This is a genomic window from Streptomyces sp. CA189 (genome assembly GCF_056428985.1).
Genome location: NZ_JBWJVM010000117.1, coordinates 1 through 21696, shown reverse-complemented (window position 1 = coordinate 21696; position 21696 = coordinate 1). Strand labels below are relative to the sequence as shown.

General features: G+C 72.9%; 22 protein-coding genes. 10 read left to right on the top strand and 12 right to left on the bottom strand.

The genetic code is table 11. From position 1 onward, the window contains the following. The first annotated feature begins 52 nt into the window (after positions 1-52). Positions 53-526, top strand: a complete 474-nt coding sequence (locus AC061S_RS41900) for an N-acetyltransferase family protein (RefSeq protein ID WP_478691119.1) — start codon at positions 53-55, stop codon at positions 524-526. Between the two features lie 20 nt (positions 527-546). Here the strand turns inward: AC061S_RS41900 and AC061S_RS41895 are convergent, their stop codons facing one another. Then, a complete protein-coding gene (locus AC061S_RS41895) occupies positions 547-1539 on the bottom strand; it encodes a zinc-binding dehydrogenase (protein WP_478691122.1) in 993 nt (330 codons plus the stop codon). Between the two features lie 127 nt (positions 1540-1666). On the opposite strand from AC061S_RS41895, the gene AC061S_RS41890 reads away from it, so the two are divergent. After that, the gene (locus tag AC061S_RS41890) at positions 1667-2362 is read left to right on the top strand and encodes a pentapeptide repeat-containing protein (protein ID WP_478691118.1); all 696 of its coding nucleotides are present in this window, start codon (positions 1667-1669) and stop codon (positions 2360-2362) included. 28 nt (positions 2363-2390) lie between these two features. Here the strand turns inward: AC061S_RS41890 and AC061S_RS41885 are convergent, their stop codons facing one another. From AC061S_RS41885 to AC061S_RS41870, 4 genes are all read right to left on the bottom strand, one after another. Continuing rightward, positions 2391-3209, bottom strand: a complete 819-nt coding sequence (locus tag AC061S_RS41885) for a hypothetical protein (protein ID WP_478691117.1) — start codon at positions 3207-3209, stop codon at positions 2391-2393. A 195-nt stretch (positions 3210-3404) separates the two neighbouring features. After that, positions 3405-3908, bottom strand: a complete 504-nt coding sequence (locus AC061S_RS41880) for a hypothetical protein (RefSeq protein ID WP_243339590.1) — start codon at positions 3906-3908, stop codon at positions 3405-3407. 181 nt (positions 3909-4089) lie between these two features. Continuing rightward, positions 4090-4794, bottom strand: coding sequence for a response regulator (locus tag AC061S_RS41875; protein ID WP_478691116.1), 705 nt, complete (start codon positions 4792-4794; stop codon positions 4090-4092). Further along, the gene (locus AC061S_RS41870) at positions 4791-5918 is read right to left on the bottom strand and encodes a sensor histidine kinase (RefSeq protein ID WP_478691121.1); all 1128 of its coding nucleotides are present in this window, start codon (positions 5916-5918) and stop codon (positions 4791-4793) included. The genes AC061S_RS41875 and AC061S_RS41870 overlap by 4 nt, the downstream gene beginning before the upstream one ends. Positions 5919-6425: 507 nt before the next feature. Here AC061S_RS41870 and AC061S_RS41865 point away from each other — a divergent pair. Together AC061S_RS41865 and AC061S_RS41860 are read left to right on the top strand one after the other, a co-directional pair. Next, positions 6426-6983 carry a GlcG/HbpS family heme-binding protein gene (locus tag AC061S_RS41865; RefSeq protein ID WP_478691115.1) on the top strand — a complete coding sequence of 186 codons (558 nt, stop codon included), beginning with the start codon at positions 6426-6428 and terminating at the stop codon, positions 6981-6983. Positions 6984-7011: 28 nt separating this feature from the next. After that, positions 7012-8472 (top strand): M1 family metallopeptidase, encoded by a 1461-nt coding sequence (locus AC061S_RS41860; protein WP_478691114.1) that lies wholly within the window; start codon positions 7012-7014, stop codon positions 8470-8472. Between the two features lie 18 nt (positions 8473-8490). Here the strand turns inward: AC061S_RS41860 and AC061S_RS41855 are convergent, their stop codons facing one another. Both AC061S_RS41855 and AC061S_RS41850 read right to left on the bottom strand, forming a co-directional pair. Next, entirely contained in the window at positions 8491-9009 is a 519-nt protein-coding gene (locus AC061S_RS41855; RefSeq protein WP_478691113.1) for a GNAT family N-acetyltransferase, read from the bottom strand. 85 nt (positions 9010-9094) lie between these two features. Continuing rightward, on the bottom strand, positions 9095-9670 hold the full coding sequence (locus AC061S_RS41850) for a TerD family protein (RefSeq protein ID WP_243339523.1): 576 nt from the start codon (positions 9668-9670) through the stop codon (positions 9095-9097). A 212-nt stretch (positions 9671-9882) separates the two neighbouring features. On the opposite strand from AC061S_RS41850, the gene arfB reads away from it, so the two are divergent. Then, the gene (gene arfB / locus AC061S_RS41845) at positions 9883-10308 is read left to right on the top strand and encodes an alternative ribosome rescue aminoacyl-tRNA hydrolase ArfB (protein WP_243339524.1); all 426 of its coding nucleotides are present in this window, start codon (positions 9883-9885) and stop codon (positions 10306-10308) included. A 55-nt stretch (positions 10309-10363) separates the two neighbouring features. On the opposite strand, the gene AC061S_RS41840 is transcribed toward arfB, so the two are convergent. Continuing rightward, the gene (locus AC061S_RS41840) at positions 10364-10969 is read right to left on the bottom strand and encodes a flavin reductase family protein (RefSeq protein ID WP_478691112.1); all 606 of its coding nucleotides are present in this window, start codon (positions 10967-10969) and stop codon (positions 10364-10366) included. A 365-nt stretch (positions 10970-11334) separates the two neighbouring features. Between AC061S_RS41840 and cdgB the strand changes: the two genes are divergently transcribed. Further along, positions 11335-13044: a diguanylate cyclase CdgB gene (gene cdgB, locus AC061S_RS41835; RefSeq protein WP_478691111.1), complete on the top strand. Its 1710-nt coding sequence runs from the start codon at positions 11335-11337 to the stop codon at positions 13042-13044. Positions 13045-13112: 68 nt separating this feature from the next. Then, the gene (locus tag AC061S_RS41830) at positions 13113-14135 is read left to right on the top strand and encodes a CBM35 domain-containing protein (protein ID WP_478691110.1); all 1023 of its coding nucleotides are present in this window, start codon (positions 13113-13115) and stop codon (positions 14133-14135) included. Between the two features lie 29 nt (positions 14136-14164). Here the strand turns inward: AC061S_RS41830 and AC061S_RS41825 are convergent, their stop codons facing one another. The 4 genes from AC061S_RS41825 to AC061S_RS41810 form a co-directional block, all read right to left on the bottom strand. Continuing rightward, a complete protein-coding gene (locus AC061S_RS41825; protein ID WP_478691109.1) occupies positions 14165-15085 on the bottom strand; it encodes a 1-phosphofructokinase family hexose kinase in 921 nt (306 codons plus the stop codon). Positions 15086-15194: 109 nt separating this feature from the next. Further along, complete coding sequence (gene nagA, locus AC061S_RS41820; RefSeq protein WP_478691108.1) at positions 15195-16364, bottom strand: N-acetylglucosamine-6-phosphate deacetylase; 1170 nt, start codon at positions 16362-16364, stop codon at positions 15195-15197. Further along, the gene (locus tag AC061S_RS41815) at positions 16364-17296 is read right to left on the bottom strand and encodes an ROK family protein (RefSeq protein WP_478691120.1); all 933 of its coding nucleotides are present in this window, start codon (positions 17294-17296) and stop codon (positions 16364-16366) included. Before AC061S_RS41815 ends, nagA begins: the two co-directional genes overlap by 1 nt. Before the next feature lie 303 nt (positions 17297-17599). Beyond that, on the bottom strand, positions 17600-18823 hold the full coding sequence (locus tag AC061S_RS41810) for an RNA-guided endonuclease InsQ/TnpB family protein (RefSeq protein ID WP_478691107.1): 1224 nt from the start codon (positions 18821-18823) through the stop codon (positions 17600-17602). Between the two features lie 143 nt (positions 18824-18966). Between AC061S_RS41810 and AC061S_RS41805 the strand changes: the two genes are divergently transcribed. The 3 genes from AC061S_RS41805 to otsB all read left to right on the top strand — a co-directional run bounded on the left by AC061S_RS41805 (position 18967) and on the right by otsB (position 21506). Beyond that, positions 18967-20268 (top strand): extracellular solute-binding protein, encoded by a 1302-nt coding sequence (locus tag AC061S_RS41805; protein ID WP_478691106.1) that lies wholly within the window; start codon positions 18967-18969, stop codon positions 20266-20268. 77 nt (positions 20269-20345) lie between these two features. Then, positions 20346-20597 carry a DUF3263 domain-containing protein gene (locus AC061S_RS41800; RefSeq protein WP_478691105.1) on the top strand — a complete coding sequence of 84 codons (252 nt, stop codon included), beginning with the start codon at positions 20346-20348 and terminating at the stop codon, positions 20595-20597. A gap of 54 nt (positions 20598-20651) precedes the next feature. Next, positions 20652-21506, top strand: a complete 855-nt coding sequence (gene otsB / locus AC061S_RS41795; protein ID WP_478691104.1) for a trehalose-phosphatase — start codon at positions 20652-20654, stop codon at positions 21504-21506. Positions 21507-21696: the final 190 nt, after the last annotated feature.

Genomic DNA, 21696 nt, shown 5'->3' with positions numbered 1-21696 from the left:
GTGGGCCGGGTGGGCGGGCTGGGTCGGGCGCGGTGAATCGTAGGGTGCAGGCATGATCCGTAGCGCCGTCGTCAGCGACGTACCCGTCATCCACGCCATGATCCGCGAGCTCGCGGAGTACGAGAAGGTGCCGCACGAGGCGCGCGCCACCGAGGAGCAGTTGCGGGAGGCGCTGTTCGGCGAGCGGCCGGCGGCGTTCGCGCACCTCGCGTGCACGGAGGAGGGCGAGGCGGTCGGGTTCTCGTTGTGGTTCCTGAGTTTCTCGACGTGGCGCGGGGTGCACGGCATCTACTTGGAGGACCTGTACGTCCGGCCGGGCGTGCGCGGAGGCGGCCACGGGAAGGCGCTGCTGCGGGAGTTGGCGCGGATCTGTGGGGAGCGCGGGTACGAGCGGCTGGAGTGGTCGGTCCTGCAGTGGAACGAGCCGACGATCGCTTTTTACGAGGCCTTGGGCGCGCGGCCGCAGGACGAGTGGTCGGTGTACCGGCTGACCGACGGGGCGCTGGCGGAGCTCGGGGGCGTGTAGCCGGAGGGGCCGGGCGGTGGTCAGGGTTCCAGGACGACCTTGCCGGTGGTGGCGCGGGTCTCCAGGTCGTGGTGGGCCGCGGCGGCTTCGGCGAGGGGGTAGCGCTGGAGGGCGGGGCGCAGGCGGCCGGTGGCGGCTTCGGTGAGGGCGCGGGTTTCGAGGAGGCGCAGGGGGTCTTCGCCGCCGGCGCGGCGGAGCATGGCGGGGCCGAGGACGTGCTGCGTGGTGATGCCGCGGGCGTCCAGGGCGGCCTGCTCGGCGTCGGTGAGGGTGAGGGGGCCGCCGGACCAGCCGAAGACGAGGTGGAGGGCGCCTTCGCGGAGGAGGCCGAGGGCGGTGCGTGCGACGGGCCCGCCGACGGAGTCGAAGAGGACGGTGGCGCCGTCGGGGTGGTGGGCGCGGAGGGTGTCGGCCCAGTCCGGGGCGGTGTAGTCGAGGGCGAGGTCGGCGCCGTTGGCGGCGGCCCGGGCGGTTTTGGCGGGGCCGCCGGCGAGGGCGACGACGGTGGCTCCGGCGTGTTTGGCGTACTGGACCAGCAGGGTGCCGATGCCGCCCGCGGCGGCGGGGACCAGGGCGACGGAGCCGGGGCCGAGCTCGGCGAACTGGAGGATGCCGAGGGTGGTGCGGCCCGTGCCGATCATGGCGACGGCGGTGGCGGGGTCGAGGCCGGGCGGGACGGGGTGCAGTCGGGCGGCGTCGGCGACGGCGTATTCGGCGTAGCCGCCGGGGGTGAATCCGAGGTGGACGACGACGGACCGGCCGAGCCAGGCGGGGTCGGTGCCGGGGCCGAGCGCGTCGACGGTGCCGGCGACTTCGCGGCCCGGGACGGTCGGCAGCTCGGGCAGGGGTGCGGGCGGGCCCTGGACGCCGCGGCGGAGGGCGGTGTCGAGGAGGTGGACACCGGCGGCGGCGACGGCGATGCGGACCTGGCCGGGGGCGGGGACGGGGCGGGGGACGGACTCGTAGGTGAGGTTCTCGGCGGGGCCGAAGGCGTGGAGGCGGACGGCGCGCATGGTGGTGGGGGCTGTGGGGGCCGTGGCGGTGGCCGTGGTGGCGGCATCGGCGGCGGGGTTCGTAGGCATGGGTGAAGGCTCCGACCTCAAGTGGGGTTGAGGTCAAGGGGTGGGTCAGGATGGGGGGATGGCGATGGCGCGGGACGGTCGGAAGACGCAGAAGCAGACGGTGAAGGCGGCGCGGCGGCCGGAGGTGCGGCTGCCGGAGCTGAGCGGGTGGGCGGACGCGGGGCAGGAGCTGGAGCCGGACGGGGACTACGACGGGCTGGAGCTCGTCGAGGTGGACCTGGCGGGCGGGGACGGCCGGGGGGCCCGGTTCATGGACTGCGCGCTACGGCGCTGCGTGCTGGACGAGACCGGGCTGGCCAAGGTGCGGATCCTGGACTCGGTGCTGGAGGGCGTCCGGGGGGTGGGGTCGGACCTGTCGGGGGCTTCGCTGCGCGACGTGGAACTGTTGGACGCCCGGCTGGGCGGGGTGCAGTTGCACGGGGCGGTGCTGGAGAGGGTGCTCGTACGCGGGGGCAAGATCGACTACTTGAACCTGCGCACGGCGCGGCTCAAGGACGTGGTCTTCGAGGGGTGCGTGCTGGTGGAGCCGGACTTCGGGGGTGCGGTGCTGGAGCGGGTGGAGTTCCGGGACTGTGAGCTGCGGGGGGTGGACTTCACGGGGGCGCGGATGGCGGACGTGGATCTGCGGGGGGTCGCGGAGCTGGGGATCGCGCGGGGGGTGGAGGCGTTGGCGGGGGCGGTGATCAGTCCGGCGCAGCTGTTCGAGCTGGCACCGGCGATGGCTGCGCAGCTGGGGCTGCGGGTGGTTCCGTAGCGGGCGCCGTCGGGAGTGGCGGGCGCCGTCAGGAGTAGCGGTGGTTCGGCCAGTGCGGGTCGTACCAGCGGTCGCCACCGGTGAGGCCGAGCAGCCGCACGGCGTGGAGGAGGTTCTCGGGGGCGCCGTGGGCGCGTAGGCGTGCGGGGGCCCGGCTCACGAGCCAGGCGGTCAGTTCCTCCCGTACGGCTTCCGCCTCCTCCTCCGACCAGACGAACCAGGTCGACCAGGGGAGTGCGTCCCCCAGGAGGTCCCGTTCCCATGCGTCGACCGTGTCGGTGAGGTGCTGGTCGGCGACGGGGTGGCGGAGGGCGTCCCAGACCGCCAGCCAGGGGCCGATGGTTCCGGAGGCTTCGGCGCGCAGCGGGAGGAGTTCGTGCACCGGGACGGCGGGGTCCGGGGTGAGGAGGGTGCGGGCCCACCAGGCGTGCAGGAACTCCTCTACGGCTGCGCTCTGCGGCGCGGGCCACTGCTGCCACTCGCCGCGGTAGAGCTGGGTGCCGACCCGGTCGATGGCCCACGCGTAGTCGCCGAGGCCGCCGGTCAGCTCGCGGGCGAACTGCGGCAGGACGCGGCGCAGCACGGCGCCGTGGTCGCGCCAGTCGGGCGCGCTCCAGGTGCGGTGCAGGAGGTCGGGGTCGAGATCCGTGCCGGGGAGCTTCAGCAGGGCGAGCTCCTCCGGGCTGCCCCAGTGGCAATCGCACTGGCTGTCGTCGGCCCGGGCGGTCATGCCGCGGAAGGTGACGGCCAGGTGGGCCAGTGCCCGGTCGAGTCGTACGCGGGCCGCGGCTGCGGGGTCCTGGTCGTGGTCCTGGTCCTGGTCGTGCTCGCGCTCGTGGTCGGTCAAGGTCGGCGGTGCCTCACGGGACTCCAGGCCGTTCGGGCCCGAAGAGCGCGACCTTACCGGCCGGTCGCCCCCGGCGGGCCGGCAGCCCGGCAGCCCGGCGGCCCGGTAGCCCGGCAGCTCGGCGTGCCGGTAGCCCGGTAGCCCGGCAGTTCGGCGGGTCGGGCAGGCCTGGGGGTCGGGCAGCAGGCCTGGGGGTCAGGCCGGGACTCGGGGGAAGCGGGACTGGAGGGTCCAGATGACCGGGTTGTCGCCCAGGCCGTCGTGCATGTCGACGAGGTCCGCGATCACGTCGTGGAGGAAGTCCCGTGCTTCGCGGCGCAGCAGGCGGTGGCTGAAGGTGAGGGGGGCTTCCTCCGACGGCATCCAGTCGGCCTCGACGTCGACCCACCCGAAGCGGCGCTCGAAGAGCATGCGGTCCGAGGACTCGGTGAAGTCGATCTCGGCGTACTGCCGGTTGGCGGCGCGGCTGCCGCGCGGGTCCTGGTCGAGTTGCTCGACGATGTCGCACAGCGCCCAGGCGAAGTCCAGTACGGGCACCCATCCCCAGGCTGTGGACACTTCCCGGTCCGCGTTGGTGTCGGCGAGGTAGACGTCCCCGCAGAACAGGTCGTGGCGCAGCGAGTGGACGTCCGCCGAGCGGTAGTCGGTCTGCGGGGGGTCGGGGAAGCGCCGGGAGAGGGAGTAGCCGATGTCGAGCACGTACCCGATGGTGTCACGTGCGGGGCGGGTGGCTGCCCGCACGGCCCTCCGTGGGCGGTGCGGGACCGGGGATCGGTGTTCCCGACGCCCCCGGGGGTGTCGGGTTCGCCGGATTGAGCTCGGCGCGCCTGGGGCCGTGGCGAGAGGTACGTGGGGGGAGGGACGGGCGCGGGGGGCGTCCTCAGGGGAGGAGGCGCTGCTCCTTGGCCACCGAGACCGCGCCCGCGCGGGTGTCGACGCCGAGCTTGTCGTAGATGCGGCCCAGGTGGGTCTTGACCGTGGCTTCGCTGATGAACAGGGCGCGGGCGATGTCGCGGTTGCCGAGGCCGCGGGCGAGCTGGCCGAGGATGTCGAGCTCACGGTCGGTCAGGGTGGGCCGGGTGCCCCGCATGTGGGCCATCACGCGGCTGGCGACGGGGGCGGAGAGCGTGGTGCGGCCCTGGGCGGCGGAGTGGATCGCGGCGAAGAGCTCCTCCGGGCGTTCCGCTTTCAGGAGGTAGCCCGTGGCGCCCGCGCCGATGGCCCGGGTGATGTCCGCGTCGGTGTCGTACGTGGTCAGGACCAGGACGTGCGGGGGGTTCGGGGCGGCGGTGATGCGGCGGGTGGCTTCCACGCCGTCGATGCCGTCGCCGAGCTGGAGGTCCATGAGGACCACGTCGGGGTGGAGTTTGGCCGCGAGCGCGACCGCTTCCTCGCCGCTGCCCGCCTCGCCGAGCACCTCGATGTCGGGCTCGCTGCCGAGCAGGGCCAGCAGGCCGGCGCGGACCACGACGTGGTCGTCGCAGAGGAGGATCGTGGTCGCGGCCCCCTCGGCGGACGCGGCGGGGGCCGGGTTTGCCGCCTTCGGGTCCGGGGTCGTGGCGGCCGGGTTCTCGTTCGTGCTCATGGGGTGGGCTCCAGGGGGATCGACGCCGACAGGACCGTGCCCTCGCCCGCGGTGGATTCGATGGTCAGGGTGCCGCCGAGCTGGCGGACGCGGGCGCGCATGGCGGGGAGGCCGTGGCCGCGTTCCGCGGCGGAGCGGGTCTGGGTGAAGCCGTGGCCGTCGTCGGCAACGTCCAGGACGACCTGGTCGCCCAGGAAGCTCAGCGTGAGGGCCGCGGTGCGGGCCCCCGAGTGCTCCCGTACGTTCGCCAGCGCGCCCTGGGCGATGCGCAGCAGCGCCTGCTCGGCGCGGTCGGGGAGGGGGGCCGGTGTGCCCTCCAGGTGGAAGCGGACCTCGATGTCCGGGCCGGCGTCCAGCGCGCGCAGGGCTTCCGGGAGGCCGGCGCCGCCGGCGAGTTCGGCCGGTGCGAGGTCGTGCACCAGGCGGCGTGCCTCGGCGAGGCCGCGGGCGGTGATGTCGGTGGCGGTACGGACGTGCGCGCGGGCGGTGCCGGGGTCGCTGTCCCAGGTGCGGTCGGCGGCCTGCAGCAGCATCTGCTGGCTGGACAGGTGCTGGGCCAGGGTGTCGTGGATCTCCATGGACAGCCGCTGGCGTTCGGCGAGGGTGCCGGCGCGGCGTTCGGTGGCGGCCAGTTCCCGGCGGGTGCGGATCAGGTCGTCGATCAGGGTGCGCTGGGCTGCGGCCTGGCGCTCCATGTGGACGAAGACGGCGGTGGCGAGGGCGGCGACGGCGGGCGGGGCGAGGAGGAGGTTGGGGTCGAAGGGCTCGGAGCCGGAGGCCTGGGCGAGGCGGAGCTGGGCCGCTACGACGAACACGGTGAGCAGGGCCACGAGGACGATGGCCGCGCGGGGCGGGAGGGTGCGCAGGGCCGTGTAGAAGAGCGGTACGGCGCACCAGGCGAAGCTCGGCGCGAGGACGACGAGGACCACCCAGACGGCGACGACCAGGCCGAGCCAGAGGAGGCGGCGCAGGGTGGGGGCGGCGCCGAGGGCGGGGCCGAGTACGTAGAGCAGGGCCAGGGTGATGCCGAGGGCGATGATCCACGGGGTGCGGGGTTCATCGGGGTGGCGGAGGAGGAAGCGGGCCACGGAGGCGCCGAGGAGGAGGAAGAAGGCGGTGTGCATGACCGTGGCCAGGGCGCGGGTGTCTTTGTGGGGTGGGGTGGTCGCCGGGCGGCGGCTCGGCGGGGCCACCGGGGGTGGCGGGGTTACCGGGCTCGGTGGGGGCGCGCTGGTCACGGGGGTGCTCCTGGGGTGGTGCGTATGTCCATGGTGCCGGTTGGTGGGCGGTGCGGGTGGGTGGCGCTGCGCGGGCTGTCCCCTACCCGCCCTTCGCCCGTTCCCAGGGCTCCGCCCTGACCCGCTTCCGGGGCTCCGCCCCAGACCCCGGTCCTCAAACGCCGGACGGCTGGAAAACCGGACCCCGCGGTCGGGAAGGCCGCCGGACGGCTGGAAGGGCCAGGTAAACGCCCCGTGAGGGGTGCCCGCATCGACCGATCGGTTGACCCTGGGGTCAACCAGTGGGGGTCGGGTTGGGAGCCGGTACGGGGACGGGGTGGTGGGGGTTTCGGGGAGAGGGTTGGAGCAACGGCAGGACAGCCCGCCGTGCCGACGTTCACAGGAGCAGCAGACATGAACACCCGCACCCGCGTTCTCACCGGTACCGCCGTCGCCGTCGCCCTCGGCGCCGGAGCCTTCGGCGCGGTCAGCGCCAACGCCGCCCCGGCCTCCGCTCCGGCCGCCGCCCAGGCCGCCGTCGCGAAGAAGGACGGCGACAAGAAGAACTTCACCACCTCCACGCACCTCACCATCGACGCCGCCACCCGCGCCGCGCAGGCCGCGCTGGACGCCGCCGAGCAGGAGAACCAGCGGGTGACCGTCGCGGTCGTCGACCGCAACGGCAACACCATCGTCACCCTCCGCGGCGACGGCGCCGGCCCGCAGTCCTACGACTCGGCGCAGCGCAAGGCCTTCACCGCCGTGTCCTGGAACGCCCCGACCTCGGTGCTCGCCGGCCGCCTCGCGCAGACCCCGAACCTGAAGGACATCCCCGGCACCCTCTTCCTCGGCGGCGGCACCCCCGTCCAGGCCGAGGGCGCCCCGGTCGCGGGCATCGGCGTGGCCGGCGCCCCGAGCGGTGACCTGGACGAGAAGTTCGCCAAGGCCGGCGTGGACGCCCTCACCAAGTAGAAGCGTCACGGGACGTAACCTCGAACGCGTGGATCACCGCGTTCTCTCCCGCCTGGCCGCCCCCGCCGTCGCCGCCCTGCTCGCCCTCACCACGGGCTGCACGGGGGAGACCGTGCAGGGGCGGCCGGGCGCGTCCGGGGTCCGTGACCCGTTCTTCCCCAAGGCCGGCAACGGCGGCTACCAGGTCGAGCACTACTCCCTGGACCTCGACTACGACCCGGCCGACGGGCGGCTGCACGCCACCGCCGTCATCACCGCCCGCGCCGAGCAGGGGCTCAGCTCCTTCAACCTCGATCTGAGCGGGCTAGAGGTGGAGGGCGTGGACGTGCAGGGGGTCGGGGCCCGGTTCAACCGCACCGGCAACGAGCTGACGGTGCGCCCCGCCGAGGATCTGGAGCGGGGGGAGGTCTTCCGTACGGAGGTGGACTACTCCGGCCATCCCAGGACGGTGACCGACCCCGACGGGTCCGAGGAGGGGTGGATCGTGACCCCTGGCGGCTGGGGCGCGGTGGGTGTCGGCGAACCCGTCGGGTCGATGGCCTGGTTCCCGGGGAACCACCACCCGAGCGACAAGGCCGCGTACGACATCACGGTGACCGTTCCCCGGGGGTACGAGGCCGTGTCCAACGGCGAGCTGCGTTCCCGGACGGAGGAGGGCGACGGGCGGACCGTGTTCGCCTGGCACTCCGCGGAGCCGATGGCGAGCTATCTGGCGACCGTGGCCGTCGGGAAGTTCGAGGTGACGACCGGGCGGACCGCCTCCGGGATCCCCGTCTACACGGCGGTCGCGCCCGGGGAGGCGGCGGCGAGCGAGGCCGTGCTCGCGCGGCTGCCCGAGATGGTGGAGTGGGGCATCGGGCGGTTCGGCCCGTATCCCTTCTCCGCGACGGGTGCGATCGTGCTGCCCGCGCGCAGTCTCGGCTACGCGCTGGAGACGCAGACCCGGCCGGTGTTCCCTGGGGCGCCCGGCAGTCAGGAGCTGGTGCTGCACGAGCTGGCGCACCAGTGGTTCGGGAACTCGGTGTCGCCGAAGTCCTGGAAGGACATGTGGCTCAACGAGGGTTTCGCGACCTACGCCGAGTGGCTGTGGTCCGAGGACCACGGCGGGCCGACCGCGCAGCAGCATTTCGACGCGTACGTCGCGGGGGACACCCGTGTCGACGGCGAGGCGGGCTCGGACTGGGGTGCCTTCCCGCCGGCCGCCCCGCGGGGCCCGAAGGAGATCTCCGGGTCCCCGGTGTACGGGCGCGGGGCGATGGTCCTGCAACGGGTCCGGCAGGAGGTCGGCGACGAGAAGTTCTTCGCCCTGATGCGCGGCTGGGCCGCCGACCACCGGCACGGGAACGCGAGCACGGCCGATTTCACCGCCTACGCGGAGAAGAAGACGGGCCGTGACCTGACGGAGGTCTGGGACGTGTGGCTGTACGGGAAGGACCGCCCGAAGGCAGCGAAGGCAGCGAAGGCGCAGGAGGCGAAGAAGGCGCCGTAGCCGGTCGGGGCGCCGCGCCTACAGGGCCTTGCGCAGGACCGTGCAGGGGCGGCCCATCTCGCGGTCGGCGGCCCGGCGCAGGGTGACGTAGCCCTGGGACTGCCAGAAGGCGAGGCCCTTCTCGTTGGCGTCGAGCACGGCGATCCGTACGCCCGACCGTCCGGCTCCGCGGAAGCGGTCCTCGACCATGGCGACCATGGCGCGGCCGTATCCCTCGCGGTGCGCGGTGGCGTCGATGAGCAGGAGGCCGATCCACGGGTCGGGGTCCTCGGACGCCGGATCGGGATGACGGGCGAGGGTGGCGGCCAGGCCTACGAGGCGTCCGGCGGAGCGGGCGAGGAGGACCTCGGCGCCCTCGTGGGCGAGCTCGTCGGCGAGTGCGGCGGCGACCTGCTCGACCGTGATGCGGCCGGGGTCGGGGAAATCGCCGCTGAGCTCGAAGAACGCGTGGTTCGTCGCGTAGAGCGTGGCGATTTCGGTGAGGACCGGGCCCGGCAGGGCGCCGTCCTCGACGGGAGCGAGCGGCAGGAGGATCACGTACCGAACGGTAGCGAAGCCCCCTCCCCGGACGGCCGGGAGGGGGCTTCAGCTGAGACGCGTCCGTGGACGCGGGTGCTCAGGGTCAGACGTTGACGCCGAAGTCCTGGGCGATGCCCGTCAGACCGGAGGCGTAACCCTGGCCCACGGCGCGGAACTTCCACTCGGCGCCGTTGCGGTACAGCTCGCCGAAGACCATGGCGGTCTCGGTCGCCGCGTCCTCGGAGAGGTCGTAGCGGGCGATCTCGACGCCGCCGGCCTGGTTCACCACGCGGATGTACGCGTTGCGGACCTGGCCGAAGTTCTGGCTGCGGGTCTCGGCGTCGTAGATGGAGACCGGGAAGACGATCTTGTCCACGTCGGCGGGCAGGCCCGCGAGGTTGACGTTGATGGCCTCGTCGTCGCCCGCGCCCTCGCCGGTGCGGTTGTCACCGGTGTGGACGATGGTCTGGTCCGGGGTGGACTTGTTGTTGAAGAAGACGAAGTGGCCGTCGGAGACGACCTTGCCCTGCGCGTTGACCGCGATGGCGGAGGCGTCCAGGTCGAAGTCGACACCGGTGGTCGTGCGGGTGTCCCAGCCGAGGCCGACGGTGACGGCCGCGAGGCCCGGGGCCTCCTTGCTGAGCGAGACGTTTCCGCCCTTGGAGAGGCTTACTGCCATGGTGACTGGTGTCCCTTCCTAGTCTCACTTGGTCTCACTTGTCGTATCGACCGTGAGAGTGCCCAAGTTACCGCTGACCTCCATAACGCGGGGAGAGGGGCACCAGGTTCCGCAGTCCGTAAATTGTTCGCGGCGCGTGTTCGCGGCGCGTGTCCGCGATCCGGTCGGAAATGCGGGTGACGGGGGTCCGGCGGGCACGGATCATAGGGGGCATGCCTGGTCCCTATGTCATCCGCGGTTCGGTCGTGCTCCCCGAGGGCGAGCTCGCCTGGCGTTTTTCGCGGTCCTCCGGGCCGGGCGGCCAGCACGTGAACACCTCGGACTCGCGCGTGGAGCTCCTCTTCGACGTCGCGGCGACGAAGTCGCTGCCCGACGTGTGGAAGGAGCGGGCGCTGGAACGGCTCGCGTCCCGGCTGGTCGATGGGGTGGTGACCGTACGGGCCTCCGAGCACCGCTCGCAGTTCCGCAACCGGGAGATGGCGCTGGTCCGGCTGACGGCGCTGCTGGCCGAGGCCACGGCGCCGCCGCCGAAGGCGCGGCGGGCGACGAAGATCCCCCGGGGGATCAACGAGCGGCGGCTGCGCGAGAAGAAGGCCCGCGGCGAGACCAAGCGGGGCCGCAACGCGCGGGACTGGTAGCCGCTGGATCGGTGGCCGCTGGATCGGTGGCCGCCGGATCGGTGGCCGCCGGAGCTCAGGGCGCCAGGTGCCGGTAGCGCCCCCGGAAGTACGTCAGCGGCGGGGAGTCCGGCGCAGGCTGGGTGGCGGTGAGGACGTGGCCGATGACCAGGGTGTGGTCGCCCGCCTCGACGCGGTTCTCCGTACGGCACTCCAGGGTGGCCAGCGCCCCCGAGAGCAGCGGGGCTCCGGAGACGCCGCCGCGCGTGTAGGGCAGGTCCGCGAAGAGCAGCCGGTCGCTGATGCGGTTCTTCATCGAGAACCGGCTCGCGATCTGGAGCTGGTGGTCGGCGAGCACCGACACCGACCACAGCGGCTGCTCGGCCAGCAGGTCGTCCATCCGGGAGCCCTCGCGCACGCTGACGAGGACGAGCGGCGGCTCCAGGGACACGGACATGAAGGCGGTCGCCGTCATGCCGACGTCCTCACCGCGCGGGCCGCCCGCCGACAGCGGGGGCTCCTGTGCGGTGATCAGGCAGACGCCCGCCGTCAGTCGGGACATCGCTGCCCGGAACTCGTCGTTGCTCACCCCCACAGCATGGGGTGCGGGGAGGGAAAGTGGTGTCACAGGGGTCGTAGGGGGCACGGTTGGGACGCTACTGTCACCCCTCGCGCGGCGCATCGGGCGGAGGTCCGAGCCCCGCCCCCGCCCGTCGACCTAGGCCGTCTCTTTCGGATCTTGCCTGGCCGGCACCGGACGACGCGGGCCTGACCGGCAAGATCCGAAAGAGACCGCCTAGGCCGCCCCAGATCCGGGCGTATCGTTTGCTTCCGGGAACAGGTCGGGCGAACCGGCCGGAATGAACCCGAGTGGGGCGGCGTGAAGGTCACCCTTATTCATCTCATGTGACTTGAGTCACAGAGAGCAAGATTTGTTGACCCTGTGTACCTGCCGCACAGCTCACTGTGATTCAGTGGACGGGACACCGCAACGAAGCGCCGATGACAAACCTGGAGTTGCTGTCGAGGTCTCGGGGAGAGCGAGCAATGGAGACCGAGTCGGAGCCGTACGTCCGTCTTGCGACCCTGCGGCAGCTGCACCGGGTGGTGGCCGAGCTCAATACGGCCCGGAGCCTGGCGGACACCCTGCAGACCGTCGTGGACGGCATCGTCCTGGGCCTCGGCTACGAACTCGCCTGCGTCAACCTCGTTCGCCCCGACGGTGATCTGGTCGTCGCCGCCTTCGCGGGAGACCCCGCCGCCGAAGCCCTGATCACCGGCCGCGTCGGCTCGCGCGCCTCCTGGGAACGCCGCCTGACGATGGGCGAGAACTGGGACGGCCTGCGCTTCATCCCGCACACCGAGGGCTGGGTCCTCGTCGAGGACGACGTCCCGCAGTGGCACACGGAGGGCCCCGACCCGCGGTTCGAGGACGAGTGGCACCCCGAGGACCGGCTCTACGCCCCCATGTACGCCTCCGGCGGCGAACTGCTCGGCGTCGTTTCCGTGGACCGCCCGCGCAACGGCCGCCGGCCCGGCGCCTGGGGCCGCGAAGCGCTCCAGATGTACGCCTTCCAGGCCGCCATTGCGATCAGCAACGCCCGGCTCCGCGCGAACATGCAGCGGGCCCTGGTCCGCCTGGAGCGCGAGCAGCAGGCCCTGCGCGCCAGTGAAGAGTCGTTCCGCCAGGCCTTCGAGTACGCGCCGAGCGGCATGGCCATCGCCGAGATGGGCGGCGACCAGCACGGCCGCCTGCTGCGCACCAACGACGCGCTGTGCCGGCTGCTGGGGCGGCCCGCCTCCGTGCTGCGCCGGTACTCCTTCTCCGACCTCGTGCACCCCGAGGACATCGGCACCCTCCTGCGCACCTCCGCCGAGGGCGGCCGGGCCGAGCTCAGACTCGGCCGGCGCGACGGTACGTACGTCTGGGTCTCGCTGCGCAACTCCGTCGTCGCCGACGCCGCCGACGGGCCGCGCTTCCTGCTCACGCACGTCGAGGACATCGAGGAGCGCAAGCGGCACGAGCTCCAGCTCGCCCACCGGGCCAGCCACGACTCGCTGACCGGCCTCCCCAACAGCGCCGAGCTGCGCTCCCGGCTCGGGGCCCGGCTCTGCCGCCGCCCGCAGTCGGTGCGCGCCACCGCCGTGGAGGCCCTGGACGCGGCCTTCGAGACCCGGCCGGCGGTGGAGGGTGGTCCTGGTGAGCAGGCCGAGCACGGCTTCCGGCCCGACGGCTTCCCCGAGCCCTTCGAGTTCCCCGGGGGCATGGGCGGACCGCTCGGCGGCGGCTCGGCCGCGGTGGGCCCGTACGACCACCACGTGCACACGGTCGCACCGGCGACCGACATCGACGACGGTACGAAGGGGCTCGCGGTGCTCTTCTGCGACCTCGACGGGTTCAAGTCGATCAACGACCGGTTCGGGCACCACACCGGCGACGCGGTCCTCATCGAGGTGGCCCGGCGGCTGACGACCGGCGTCCGGGACGGGGACACGGTCGCCCGGCTGGGTGGTGACGAATTCGTCGTCCTCGCCGACGGGCTGGGCGCCGCCGACGCCGCCGACCTCGCCGTGCGGCTGCGCAACGCGATCATCCCGCCGATCCGGGTGGACGGCCGCGCGGTCCGCGTGGGAGCCAGTTTCGGCATCGGCTGGGCGAGCTGCGGCATGTCGGCGGACGAGGTGTTGCGCTCCGCCGACCAGCGGATGTACATCGAGAAGCGGTCCCGTTCGAAGGCACACCGCAGGGCCGGGTAAACTCTCGGGCCGCCCGTGGGCGCACCTGTTCGGGGTAGGCTCCCCGGGGTCGAAAGGAGTGACCTGCGATGACGACGCCCGCGAACCACGGCCCGAACAACGGGGCGAGCAAGCCCGAGGATGACGACCCGTTCGGCTACCTCTACGAGGACGGCCAGGCCGCGGGGGCCACCCCGCCCGGGCAGGGCGGCGGGTACGGCTACCCGGGTTCCACGGCCGGCGCTCAGCCGGGTGTGCCCCGGACCTCGTACAACCAGGTCCGCACGGTCGGCGACCGGCCCTACGGCGGCCAGCGCGGTCAGGTCCCGCCGCAGCAGCAGCCCCAGGCCTACCAGGCGCAGTACCAGGCCCCCGAAGCGCTCCAGGCGGGCGGCTACGGCGTTCCGCCGCAGCAGCAGCCCCCGCAGTACACCCAGTCCGTTCCGCTGCCGGGCTCCGGCGGCGGGCGCGGTGGCCACGGCGGCGGCGGGTCCAGCCGCCGGGGCATGCTCATCGCGGCCGTCGCGGTGGTCGCCGCGGTGGCGATCGGCATCGGCGCGGCCGTGATCTTCGGCAAGGACGACGACAAGAACAAGGGCAAGAACACCGCGAACACGGGCCAGAGCCCGTCCGCGCCCGCCCAGAACACCCCGTCGGGCCAGCCGAGCGGGTCCGCTTCCCCGGAGGCTCCGATGCCCAAGGGCGACGCGGGCGGCTCCGGCATGGTGATCAGCGGTGGCGCCAAGCTGGAGAGCGCGGTGCCGGGGGCCAAGAGCTCGGGCGGCCAGTACGTCGGCGGCTTCAACCAGCAGGGTGCCGCCGTGACCTGGACGCTGGAGGTCCCCAAGACCGGCGAGTACACCTTCCGGATGTACTACGGCGTGCCGGGCAAGGACGCCAGCATGACGCTGGCGATCAACGGCGAAGCGCAGACCCGGCCGATCAACATGAAGAACTTCGCGAAGGCCGGCGAGGGTGCCTGGGACAAGGGCTGGACCAACACCTACTCGTACGTGAACCTCAAGCAGGGCACGAACACCATCAAGATCTCCTGCGAGGCGGGCAACTCCTGCGAGGCGGTCATCGACCAGTTCGTCCTCGAGAAGCGCTGACCGAACCGGAGTACGCCGGCGTACGGGCCCTAGCCCGCCGTCACCTTCACCGACCCCCGTACCTCCTCGTAGGTGCGGGGGTCGAAGTCTCCCGCCGTGGGGGCGGCGACCGTGGCCGCCGAGAGGGCTACCGCGCGGGTCAGGCGGTCCGGCCAGTCCAGGCCTTCGGTGAGGGCCGAGAGCAGGCCCGCGACCGCGGAGTCGCCGGCGCCGGTGGGGTTGCCCGCCAGGGTGCGGGGCGGGGCCGCCCGCCAGGTGCCCCGGGCGGTGGCGGCGAGCAGTCCGGCCGGGCCGAGCGAGGTGACCACCGCGTGGGCCCCGCGCCGGCGGGCGTCCCGGGTGGCGGGCAGCGGGTCTCGCGATCCGGTCAGCTCGGCGAGCTCGGCGGCGTTCGGCTTGATCACGTCGGGGCGGGCGGCGACCCCGCGGCGCAGGGCCTCGCCGCTGGTGTCGAGGAGGACGGGCGCGCCGGCCGCGCGGGCCGCCCGCACGAGGGTCGCGTAAGCCCCTACGGGTACGCCCGGGGGCAGGCTGCCGCACAGGGCCACCGCGCGGGCGCCGCCGGCCAGCAGGGCCTCGTAGCGGGAGAGGAACCCGGACCACTCGGCGGCGGTGATCAGCGGGCCGGGTTCGTTGAACTGCGTGGTGTCCCCGGAGGCCTCGTCGACGACGGCCAGGGTACGCCGGGTGGTGCCCGCGCAGGGGACCAGCTCGTCGCGGACGCCGGGGGAGCCGGCGAGCAGCTCGCGTACGAGGGCTCCCGTGGGGCCGCCCGCGAAGCCGGTCGCGGTGACCTCGTGGCCGATCGCGGCGAGCACCCGGGCCACGTTGAGGCCTTTGCCGCCGGGGCGTTCGGTGACCTCGGTGACGCGGTGGGAGGCGTGCGCGAGCAGGCGCGGTACGCGGTAGGTGACGTCGAGTGCGGTGTTGAGCGTCACGGTCAGGATCATGGCGGGCCCCGGGTCTCGGTGTGTGCCGCCTCTCGCGGGGCAACAGCATGCCAAATGCGGGAGCGGTCGGCCCAGTACCCGGGGCCGACCGCTTGCTCGGACCGTGCGGTCAGCTCCGTGCGGCGAGCGGGTCCACGATCCATTCGCCGCGCCGCATGACGCCCCGGACGTCGAAGGCGGAGTCGAGGACGACGAGGTCCGCGTACTTTCCGGGCTCCAGCGAGCCGACCTGGTCGTAGACGCCGAGCAGCTTGGCCGGGTTGGCGGAGATCGCCTGGACCACGGACTCGACGGGGAGCTCGTCGAGGGTGACCGACCGCTTGAAGGCGGTGTCCAGGGTGAGGGTGGAGCCCGCGATGGAGCCGCCCTCGACGAGGCGGGCGACGCCCTCCTTGACCTCCACCTCCAGCGGGCCGAGGTGGTAGATCCCGTCGCCGAAGCCGGCCGCGTCCATCGCGTCGGTGATCAGCGCCACCCGGTTCGCGCCCGCGTGGTGGAAGGCCAGCTCCAGCATGGCGGGGTGCAGGTGGGTGCCGTCGTTGATCAGCTCGACGGTGACCCGCTCGTCCTCCAGCAGGGCCGCGATGGGGCCGGGCGCGCGGTGCTCCATGCCGGGCATCGCGTTGTAGAGGTGGGTGGCCACGGTCGCGCCGGCGTCGATGGCTTCGAGCGTCTGCTCGTACGTGGAGTCGGTGTGGCCGATCGCGGCGATGACCCCGTGCTCGGCGAGCAGCCGTACGGAGTCCAGGCCGCCGGGGAGCTCGGTGGCGAGGGTGAACATCCGGGCGGCGCCGTGCGAGGCGTCGATCAGCTTGCGGACCTCGGCCGGGTCGGGGTCGCGCAGGAGGTCTTCCTTGTGCGCGCCCTTGCGGCAGGCGTTGATGAACGGGCCCTCGAAGTGGATGCCCGCGATGTCGCCCTGCTGGGTCAGCTCGGCGAGCAGTCCGGCACGGCGGGCGAGCTCGTCGAGGTCCCCGGTGACGGTGGAGGCGACCAGGGTGGTGGTGCCGTGCTCGCGGTGGGTCCGTACGCCCTTGAGCACCTCCTCGGCGGTGCCGGAGGTGAAGGAGGCGCCGCCGCCGCCGTGGTTGTGCATGTCGACGAAGCCGGGGACGATCAGGCACCCGGAGAGGTCGACGACGGCCGCGTTCTCCTCGGCGCTGCCGGCGATGCGCTCGCCGTCGACGATGAGGCGCCCGCCCTTGACGATGCCCGTGGGCAGCACCACGTCGGCGCCGGAGAGAACGGTGCTGCGGCCCACATGTGCGCTTCCGGACATCAGGCAGGTACCTCCGTGGCGAGTAGATCCCAGGCGAGCAGCCCTGCGCCCAGGCATCCGGCGGTGTCCCCTAGGGCCGCCGGAACGATGTGGGGCAGCCGCTGGAACGTCACGCGTTCCTCCACGGCCGTCCGTAGTGGTGTGAACAAGGTTTCCCCGGCCTCGGCCAGTCCGCCACCGATGATCAGCGTGCGCGGGTCCAGCAGGGTGATCGCGGTGACCAGCCCGTCGGCCAGGGCGCCGATGGCGGCGAGCCAGACCTCCAGGGCGCGCTCGTCGCCGGATTCGACGGCCTTGGCGCAGTCCGCGGCGTCCGCCTCGGGGTCGCCGGAGGCGGCCGCCCAGGCGCGGCTGACGGCGGAGGCGGAGGCGAGGGTCTCCAGGCAGCCGTGCTGGCCGCAGCCGCAGGCGGGGCCGCCGGGGCGGACCACGATGTGGCCGATCTCGCCCGCGTACCCGTGCGCGCCGGCCTCGATGCGGCCGGCGATGCCGATGGCTCCGGCGATGCCGGTGCCGAGGGGGACGAACAGGAAGCGGTCGGCACCGCGGCCCGCGCCGATGCGGCCTTCGGCGAGTCCGCCCGTGCGGACGTCGTGGCCGAGGGCGACCGGGATCCCGCCGAGGCGTCTGCCGAGCAGTGCGCGCATGGGGACGTCGCGCCAGCCCAGGTTCGCCGCGTAGACGGCGATCCCGTTCTCGGCGTCGACGATGCCGGGGACGGCCACGCCGGCCGCGGAGGCGGTGGTGGCGAAGCGTTCCCGGCCGAGGTCGAGGAGCTCGGCGGCGAAGTCCTGGATCGTCTCGACGACGGCTTCGGCGCCCCGCTCGCGGCCGGTGGCGCGGCGCGCCTCGTGGAGCAGGGTGCCGTCGGCGGCGACGAGGGCGGCCTTCATCCCAGTGCCGCCCACATCGAGGGCGATGACGTGTTTCACGGGTTTCACGGGTGACAGTCTCGCGTGATCGGAGGGCAAAGGTCTAGTCCACTGGGAGGGATTGTTGAGTGGCCATACAAATTCGGGACCTTCGTCGGCGGGTGGGCCGCTGCGCGGGTCGGCGTCAGGCTTCGCGCGGGGCGGATGTGTGGGGCGGGTGCGCCCGCGTGCGGGTGCAGGGGCGTGTGAACCGTGTGTGCATTCGAGCCCCGGTGTTGACGCGGGGGTGAAGTGGTGTAGACCTTTACTTCAATCGTATGCAACGAACCTGGGGTGGAACGAGAACTTTGAATCCTCCCCGCCCTAAGGGGCGGGGATTCCTGGCTCACGTTGGCTGTGGACCGGCGGTCCGTCAGCTCTTACACGATCGGCACCAGCCGGGTTGAGACCAGCCCGGACCAGCATGACGTGTGCGGAGTTCTTGTCCCTGGGGGACACGGCTCCGCACGCGGTGCAGGTGTAGGTACGTTCAGAGAGAGGTAGTGCGTGCTTGGTTCTCGCTCCGCACTGCGCGCAGTCCATGGTGGTGTGCGCGGGGTGGACAAGGTGCACGACGCGCCCGTGCTTGCCCGCCATGGCGATCAGCTCGCGCTTGGTCGCGCCGATCGCGGCGTCGGCCGCTTTGCGGGCCATGGTGGACTTGGCGAGGAACTTCGGCCGGAAGTCCTCCACCGCGAGGGCGTCGTGGTCGCGGACCACGGCCTTGGCCCACTTGCGGCCGGTGTCCTGGCGTTGCCGGGCCACCTTTTTGTGGAGCTTCGCCGTCAGCTTCTTCGCGGCCCGGTAGCCCCTGGAGCCGAGTTTGCCCTTCGCCGGCTTCCGGCGGGCCGTCATCCGCTGATAGCGGGCGAGCCTGTCGGCGGTCTTCTTGCCGTGCTCGGCGTGCGGGAGGTCGTGGGCGTCGCTGGTGGTGGTCGCGGTCTCCTTCACGCCCCAGTCGATCCCGATCGCCGCGCCGGTCCGGGGAAGCGGCTGCCCTTCGGCGGGGATGACGAAGGAGGCGTACCAGTGGCCGAGGCTGTCACGGTAGATCCGTACGGACGACGGGTCCGCCGGGAGGTCGCGGGACCACACCACGGTCAGGATGATGCCGCCCGCGAGATGCAGGCTGCCGTCCTTGATCCGGAAGCCGCGCCGGGTGTAGTTCAGGCTCGGATCCGCCTTGCCCTTCTTCTTGTACCGCGGCATCCCCGACCGCTGCCGCATCGGCAACCGGGCCTTGACGTCCTTCACGGCCTTGTTGCGGGACTTCCCGAAGTCCCGCACCACCTGCTGCTGCGGGACCGAGGAACCCTCGCGCAGCCACGCATTCGAGGTGCGTGCCCCGGTCAGCATCTTGTCCAGCCGGGCCGGACCGCACGTCTCGTCCTCGGCGTGGGCCTTCTTCGACCGAGCAGCGCACTCGTTCCAGACCCACCGGCACCGGTCCCACTCGCCCGACAACGCGGCCCGGGCGGCAGACGACGCGCGAAGCCGGAAGGCGTACCGGGAATGCCCGGCGCCCTCCACCTCCTGAGATACCGCCATGCGATCAACCTAACCGAGCTCACTGACAACGCCAGAAAGTGCAACTCACGACATATGCGAAGAGAACTCCGGCGCTCCGCGCCTACGACGGTGGGGCCTGTTCCTCCCCGGGCCGAAGTCCTGACCCGCCTGGGAGAGATCCTGTGAAGGCCAGAAGACTGAACCTCGCCGCGTCCGGCCTCGCACTGTGCCTGACCACGGTGACGCTGACCGGCTGCGGCGCCGTGTCGGGCCTCACCGGGGACAACGAGGTCACCCTGAAGGTCGTGGCGGCCGACTACGGGGACAAACCGGAAAACTCCTCGAAGCCCTACTGGAAGGACCTCGCGGCGTCCTTCGAGAAGAGCCACCCCGGCATCAAGGTCCAGGTCGACGTCTACTCCTGGTCGGAGGTGGACGCCAAGGTCGCCGAGATGGTCAAGGCCGGCGAGGCCCCCGACATCGCCCAGATCGGCGCCTACGCCGACTACGCGGCCGAGGGCAAGCTGTACTCCGCCGACGAGCTGCTCTCCGTGAACACCGAAGCCGACTTCCTCGCCCCGCTCGCCGACGCGGGCAAGGTCAGGCGCGTCCAGTACGGCCTGCCCTTCGTGGCCAGCACCCGGCTGATGTTCTACAACGAGAAGCTGTTCGCCGACGCCGGAGTCATTCCCAAGGACGGCAAGACCCCCTGGCAGCCCAAGAGCTGGGCCGAGCTGGAGGCCGCCGCCAAGAAGCTCAAGGCGGCCGGCGTCCCGACGCCCTTCGCGCTGCCCCTGGGCCGCGAGGAGGCGCAGGCCGAGACGATGCAGTGGCTGCTCTCGGGCGGCGGAGGCTACGCCGACAACGAAGAGCAGTACTCGATCGACACCCCGGCCAACGTCAAGACCCTGGAGTTCCTGCGCGACAAGCTCGTCGGCGCGGGCCTGACCGGCCCCGTCGAACCGGCCAAGCTGGACCGCCAGGCCGCCTTCGACTCCTTCTCGCGCGGCGAGGTCGGCATGCTCAACGGGCACCCGACGCTGCTCAAGCAGGCCGCCGCGAAGGGCGTGACGTACGGCATGACCCCCATGCCGACCGCCGACGGGGTGCCCCACCCGACGATGGGCGTCGCCGACTGGGTCATGGCCTTCAAGACCGGCCACCAGACGCAGTCCGGGAAGTTCCTGGACTTCCTGTACGAGGCGAACAACGTGACGGCCTTCACCGAGAAGTACGACCTGCTCCCGGTGACCACCAGCGGCTCCCGGGCGATGGAGGCCTCTACGGGGTCCTCCTCGGCGGAGCTGAAGACCTTCCTGCGCGCGCTGTCCAACGCGCGGCTCTACCCGGTGGGCAAGAAGTCCTGGGCGGCCGTGAGCGAGGACGTCAAGAAGAACATCGGCAAGGCCGTGCAGCAGGGCGGACAGCCCGAGAAGACCCTCGGGGACCTCGCGGAGATGGCGCGCAAGGCGGAGCCGCGCTGATCGGCGCCGGTCGGCGCCGGTCGGCGGGGAGCGGACGCGGAGCGGGCGCTGTCGTAGGGCGGAGTTAATCTGGCGGTATGACGGACGCGGACGAGAGGCCGCCGGCCGGGCTGAGCCCCGACGAAGCGGCCGTACTGGCCTACGAAGGCCGCACCTGGCCCGGGCCGGGCGCCAAGGAGCGGGCCATAAGGGAAGGACTGGGGATGCCCCCGGTCCGGTACTACCAGCTGCTCAACGCGCTGATGGACGACCCGCGGGCGCTGCGGCACGCGCCGGGCACGGTCAACCGCCTGCGGCGCATCCGCGAGGCCCAGCGGGCGAGGCGGTAGCAGGCGTGGCCCGCGCCATAGCCGTGGCCCGGCGGGGCCGTTAGGGTCGAGCGTATGGGGAGCCATCCGCACGATCTGCCGATGCCCGTCACCACCGCCGGACGCGAGGGACTCGAAGCCCTCCTCCGCGCACCGCGCCGCTCCGTCGTCGCCCTCGACTTCGACGGCACCCTCGCCGACATCGTCCCCGACCCCGACCAGGCGCGCGCCCACCCCGGAGCCGTCGCCGCGCTCGCCGCCCTCGCCCCCGAGGTCGGCTCCGTCGCGGTCGTCACCGGCCGGCCCGCCGGGGTCGCCGTCCGCTACGGGGGCTTCGCCGGGGTCCCCGGACTCGAACACCTGGTGGTGCTCGGGCACTACGGGGCCGAGCGCTGGGACGCCGTGAGCGGCATCGTGCACGCTCCGGCCGAGCATCCGGGGGTGGCGGCGGTCCGGGCGGAGCTGCCCGGGTTCCTGGACGCGATCGGCGCGTGGCGCGGGACCTGGATCGAGGAGAAGGGCCAGGCGCTGGCCGTCCACACCCGCCGCGCGGAGGACCCGGAGGCGGCCTTCGCCGCCCTGCGCGAGCCCCTGGCGGGGCTGGCGGCCCGGCACGGCCTGATGGTCGAACCGGGGCGGGCCGTACTGGAGCTGCGGCCGCCCGGGATGGACAAGGGCGTCGCGCTCACGGAGTACCTCGCGGAGGTGGGGGCGGAGGCCGTGCTCTACGCCGGGGACGATCTGGGGGACCTGGCGGCGTACTCGGCGGTGGAGAAGCTGCGGGCCGGGGGCGTGCCGGGGCTGCTGCTGTGCAGTGGCTCTGCGGAGGTTCCGGAGCTCGCCTCCCGCGCGGACCTGACGCTGTCCGGACCGTCGGAGGTCGTCGGCTTCCTGGCGGCGCTGGCCGCGGCGCTGCGCGTACCTTCTTGACGCCTCCGTCCGGCGGTGGCCGGGCGGGGCTGCCGCCGCTGCCGGCCCGGTGTGGGTCCGGTGGGCGGGTGCGGGTGGGTTGGCCCTGCGGGGCGAAGTCCCCTACCCGCCCTTCCACCGTTCCCTGGGCTCCGCCCAGACCCGCGCCTCAAACGCCGGCGGGGCTGGGATGGGCCCGGCGGGGCTGGGC